We start from the raw sequence: 5,166 nt of genomic DNA, 5'->3' as shown, positions 1-5,166 counted from the left end.
TCAAGAGGATGTTTCGAAGGTTGTGCCTGAAGTGCCTTTAGAGCCACACAAAAATGAAGAGATAATATTGTCGCAAAAATTGGTTCCAACGATAGAAAAAGTGCCTGTAGAGTCAGCACCAGCATACCAACAAATGCCCCAAATTGCACTACCAGATAAATTTCCTTTCCCACAGTTTAAACCGAGATCTGTTAAAAAATCCGAATCCCAAAATGTGCAAACTAAGAAAAGGAAAAATCACCAAACGACTGATCAGATCATTGAAGATATTTTAGCAATGGAAGAAAATAATCTCCTCAATCGTGCACGTAGCCAAGGAGGCGGAGCAAAACGCTCTAGTAAACCAGAAGCTTTGGGGGCAAGAAAAAATCTTGATGACGCCACAAAAATGGCACAAACTTTGGTTAACATCGCAGGGGGGTGTATTCAACAGAAGCTTAAACTTGTGGCTCTTGGTGGTGATTTAAAAAACCGTCCGGTGGTGCGTTTGCGATTTTATCTAAACCGTGAAGGAATGGTTATAGGAGATCCAATTGTTGAGCCTTTAAGTGGTGCTAAGAGTCAGCAAGCTATTATGATCAGACAGGTGTATGCGGCTGTTTTTTCATGCCAACCTTATACAGATCTTCCACGCGATCAATATGATTTGTGGGGACAGGGGTTCGATTTTGATGTTGATCCCCTTCAAGAAATAACACGATGAGATATAGATATATTTTTGCGCTCAATGCGTTCAATGCAAAGGATAGATTCCATGATGACTAAGACGAGACATAATTTTTTTTCTTGGTTTATTATCACTTGCGGTTTGTGGCTTTCAGGTTTTTCATCTGCTTATGCGCAGCTGAAAGGTACTATTTCTAGTGCTGACTTTAATCCCATTCCCATTGCAATTACGGATTTTGTTTCTAATGATTCGATTGGATTAAAAATAGCAGCTGTGATTACAGCCGATCTTGAACGGTCAGGTCTTTTTTTACCGCTTGATAAGGAATCTTTTTCTGAAAAGATTTTTAATCCTAACAAGCAACCGCGTTTTTCTAGTTGGAAACAAATAAAAGCGCAAGGTTTGGTTGCTGGGCAAGTTTTACGAGAAACTGATGGACGATTGAGGGTTGATTTTCGTTTGTGGGATGTGTTTGGACAGCGACAACTCAAAGGACGGCGTTTTTATACAGCTACGGAACGTTGGAGACGTGTTGCACATATGATTGCAGATGAGATCTATAGTGAGATGACAGGGGAAAGTGGTTATTTTGATACACGGATTGTTTTTATAGATGAAACAGGGCCTCAAGATGCACGTATCAAACGTTTAGCAATTATGGATCAAGATGGAGCAAATTTAATCTATATTTCTGATGGCAGTGAGCTGATTCTTACACCGCGTTTTTCACCTAAACGACAAGAAATTACCTATATGGCTTACGAGCACAATCAGGTCCCTCATGTTTATCTCCAACAAATTGAAATGGGGCAAAGGGAGTTGATAGGAACTTTTGACAATATGACAATCGCTCCGCGTTTTTCTTCTGATGGACAAAAAGTGATTATGAGTTTGTTGCAAAATGATGGGAGCGCAAACCTTTACACTATGGATTTACGTACCCGCACAATGACGCGCCTTACAGCGACTTCAGTTATTGATACATCTGCTTCTTATTCGCCCGATGGGACACAAATCGTTTTTTCATCGGATCGCAGCGGAAAGCCGCAAATCTATACGATGAATGTGGATGGTAGCAATGTCAAACGTATTTCTTTAAACGAAGGGAGCTATTCTACACCCATTTGGTCTCCACGTGGTGATTATATCGCCTTTACAAAACAATTGGAGGGACAATTTTCTATCGGTGTTATGCGCCCCGATGGACAAGGAGAGAGAATTTTAACTACGGGTTTTCATAATGAAGGACCGACTTGGGCTCCTAATGGCCGCGTGTTGATGTTCTTTCGCAAAAATCCGGGCATGGGTCCCAAACTTTATACGATTGACATTACGGGACGTAATGAACGCCTGTTGCCTACACCCAATGATGCTTCTGATCCAGCATGGTCGCCATTGCTCGCTATACAATAGAAAAGGCGCTCTTAAAAACTAAGTCGCTCGATAACAAACAGAGTGAAAGTCCATGAGATCTACGTTACTACAGTTGTCTCTACGATTTAAGAGGGTTGGTTTTTTGTCTTTGCAATTGATTTGCCTTTATATGTTGTAAGCTTTAACCGCCATCTTTTGTCGTTTAGAAATAATGAAACTTCCTTGGAAAATTTCCGTTAAAAATAATTTTTAAAAAAATTTGATTCAGAGAGCTTTTGCGTTTTTTGTTGAGAATGTTTTAAAAATTTGCATAGGGCGCCCCGCTTCAAGAGCGGGGCTTTGTGAAGGGAAAAAATCAAGGTATTGTGCTGCGAAAAAATGAGAGATAATTACGCTTTTATAGAGAGCGTACCAATAATGATTGCATGGGAATTATACAGACAGTTTTGCTAAAATCTCATCACTGACATCAAAATTGGCATAAACATTTTGTACGTCATCATCTTCTTCTAATGTCGAAATAAGTCGTAAAACGGATAAAGCTTTTTCTTCATCTACTGGCGCAAGGGTAATAGCTTTCCAAACTGTTTTGATGGATTGAGCTTCGCCAAGTTTTGCTTCGAGCATTTTAGAAACTTCACCAATATCTTCAAATGCACAAGTAATGTGGTGCCCAGTCTCTTCTGATTGCACATCTTCAGCGCCGGCTTCGATTGCTGCGTCCATAATGCTGTCTGCTGTTCCTGCTTCTGGTTTATAGATGATTTCACCAATCCGATTAAACATGAAGCTCACGGAACCTGTTTCTCCTAATGCTCCACCTGATTTTGTGAAAGCAGCTCTCACGTTTGAAGCGGTGCGGTTGCGGTTATCTGTTAAAGCTTCGACAATGACTGCAACACCACCTGGACCATATCCTTCATAGCGCACTTCATCATAATGTTCAACATCGTTGCCTGAAGCTTTCTTAATTGCGCGTTCAATGTTGTCTTTCGGCATTGATTGTGCTTTCGCATTTTGGACAGCGAGCCTTAAGCGCGGATTCATGGACGGATCAGGGGCACCTTGTTTGGCTGCAACTGTAATTTCGCGCGCAAGCTTAGAAAATATTTTCGAGCGCATTGCGTCTTGACGCCCTTTACGGTGCATAATATTTTTAAATTGTGAATGACCTGCCATAGTTTTTCTTCCAGTTTTGTGGCTTTTCTTCTCGTTGGGTTGCTTTAATTTGAAGACGGTGAAACGCGCATCCCACCAGAATAAATGTGCCGCAGTGTTGAGGTGAAGTGATCGAATATATCCTTTATAAAAAAAATTGCCTTAAAGGTAAAGATACTCTGTAGAGGATCATTACAAGACAGATGTCTTGTCGTTTATCAAAAATCAGGTTATAACAGAATATGATTTCATGGCAAAAGTGGATTATTCCATGCCTCGCTTTATTTTAAGAGTGAGTGAAAGAAACCTGATATATAAGAATAACAACTCCACTGCTTTTAAAGTGGGCAATAACCTGCCTCAAGAACGCAATAAAGAGGCGAATAAAAGGATGTTATAGAAGATGGCAACGCAACTTTTGATGCCTAAAGCGACAGCTGTTTGGCTGGTTGATAATACTGCTCTTTCTTTTGATCAGATTGCAGAATTTTGTAAATTGCATGTTTTGGAAGTGAAAGCTATCGCTGATGGCGATGCTGCTCATGGTATTAAAGGCCTAGACCCAATTAGTTCTGGACAGTTGACGCGTAGTGAAATTGCACGGGTAGAGGCTGATCAAACTGCGCGCTTAAGAATTTCTGAGTCTAGGGTACGTATCCCTGAAAAAAAACGTAAAGGGGCGCGCTATATCCCTCTTTCTCGACGCCAAGATCGTCCAAACGGTATCTTATGGTTGGTGATAAATCATCCTGAGTTAAAAGATGCGCAGATTTCACGATTGATAGGGACAACAAAAGCAACTATTGAACAAATTCGCCTTAGAACCCACTGGAACAGTGCTAATTTGGTTCCGCTTGATCCCGTAGGATTGGGGTTGTGTTCACAAATTGATTTGGATTTCGAACTCCAGCGTGCTGCAAAAAATCGTCCTGTTTCTGCAGAGGGAGATCAGTCTTTGCTTCCAGCATCCGTGACGGAAAATGTTGACCTCAATGAAGGACAAGGTGAAGATGATCTTAACAAGAGTTTTGATGCCGATAAAGTTTTTGCCAAACTCAATGCGTTACAGAAAAGCCGTGAGGATGGTGTATAAACAGATGGTAAGTGTAGACGCGATTTTACATTTGTACTGAAAGGCTGTGGATGAAAAGCTCGGCGAAGATTTAAAAAGATGATAGATAAAAAATGAGATTTTTTTCATTAGGAATTAAGGACTACTCTTGAAGCGCTATTGAAAGAATGTATTTTCAATTTTTATGTTTACAATAAGGAGAATCGGTTTATGCGCTTTACTAGAAATATTATCTTTCATCCTTTAGCGTTGGTCTTTTTTTTCTCAGTATCTTTGGTTGGTTGTGGCAAAAAAAATTCCGCACTTAGGGGTATGAATGGCGCTTCTTTGAATAATACAGGTTTTAATCAGATGTCCTCAGGCTTGGGGCAGGAATTTACTGTTAACGTTGGGGATCGTGTTTTCTTTAGTCTCGATTCTTCTTCAATTGAACCTGACGCTGAAAGTGTTTTAATGCGTCAAGCGGAATGGTTGCTTCGTTATCCTTACTATTCTATTATGATTGAAGGTCATGCGGATGAACGTGGTACGCGGGAGTATAATTTGGCACTTGGACAGCGCCGTGCTGTTGCTGTGCGCAACTATTTGGTTTCTCTTGGAGTGTCTGCGCAACGCATTCAAACAATCTCTTATGGAAAAGAAAGACCTGTGGCAGTGTGTGATGATATTTCTTGTTGGAACCAAAATCGACGCGCTGTTACAACGCTTAATAACATGAACCGTAATTAAAAAAACAAATTTTTATTTAAACTATTGGATTGATGCTTGAGGGGAGAAAATCATGTGGATGTCTCTTAAACAAAATTGGAAAACCGTTTTTTGTACGGCAATTGTCATAGCTTGTGCTGCTTCATTTGTTCAAAGTGCAGCGCGGAAAGCTTCTCAATATTCTACA

Annotated in this window: 4 protein-coding genes and 1 pseudogene; 4 read left to right on the top strand and 1 reads right to left on the bottom strand. The window is 40.4% G+C overall.

Going from position 1 to position 5,166, the window contains the following annotated elements:
• Positions 1-703, top strand: a pseudogene (locus MCO_RS04390) (cell envelope biogenesis protein TolA); the annotation flags it as partial.
• A 54-nt stretch (positions 704-757) separates the two neighbouring features.
• The gene (gene tolB / locus MCO_RS04385; protein WP_371137037.1) at positions 758-2,080 is read left to right on the top strand and encodes a Tol-Pal system beta propeller repeat protein TolB; all 1,323 of its coding nucleotides are present in this window, start codon (positions 758-760) and stop codon (positions 2,078-2,080) included.
• 393 nt (positions 2,081-2,473) lie between these two features.
• Here tolB and MCO_RS04380 read toward each other — a convergent pair whose 3' ends face one another.
• On the bottom strand, positions 2,474-3,220 hold the full coding sequence (locus MCO_RS04380) for a YebC/PmpR family DNA-binding transcriptional regulator (protein ID WP_007552854.1): 747 nt from the start codon (positions 3,218-3,220) through the stop codon (positions 2,474-2,476).
• A gap of 382 nt (positions 3,221-3,602) precedes the next feature.
• Here MCO_RS04380 and MCO_RS04375 point away from each other — a divergent pair, with 382 nt between their 5' ends.
• Entirely contained in the window at positions 3,603-4,292 is a 690-nt protein-coding gene (locus MCO_RS04375; protein ID WP_007552852.1) for a DUF1013 domain-containing protein, read from the top strand.
• Between the two features lie 189 nt (positions 4,293-4,481).
• Complete coding sequence (gene pal, locus MCO_RS04370; RefSeq protein ID WP_007552850.1) at positions 4,482-5,000, top strand: peptidoglycan-associated lipoprotein Pal; 519 nt, start codon at positions 4,482-4,484, stop codon at positions 4,998-5,000.
• Positions 5,001-5,166 lie beyond the last annotated feature (166 nt).

The organism is Bartonella sp. DB5-6 (genome assembly GCF_000278115.1).
In the GTDB taxonomy this organism is placed as follows: domain Bacteria; phylum Pseudomonadota; class Alphaproteobacteria; order Rhizobiales; family Rhizobiaceae; genus Bartonella; species Bartonella refiksaydamii.
This window is presented reverse-complemented; position numbering and strand designations above follow the sequence as displayed.

Bases quoted from the DNA above. Each gene is read 5' to 3' on its own strand.
- MCO_RS04375 (WP_007552852.1), top strand. From the start codon at position 3,603: ATGGCAACGCAACTTTTGATGCCTAAAGCGACAGCTGTTTGGCTGGTT.
- tolB (WP_371137037.1), top strand. From the start codon at position 758: ATGACTAAGACGAGACATAATTTTTTTTCTTGGTTTATTATCACTTGC.
- MCO_RS04380 (WP_007552854.1), bottom strand. From the start codon at position 3,220: ATGGCAGGTCATTCACAATTTAAAAATATTATGCACCGTAAAGGGCGT.
- pal (WP_007552850.1), top strand. From the start codon at position 4,482: ATGCGCTTTACTAGAAATATTATCTTTCATCCTTTAGCGTTGGTCTTT.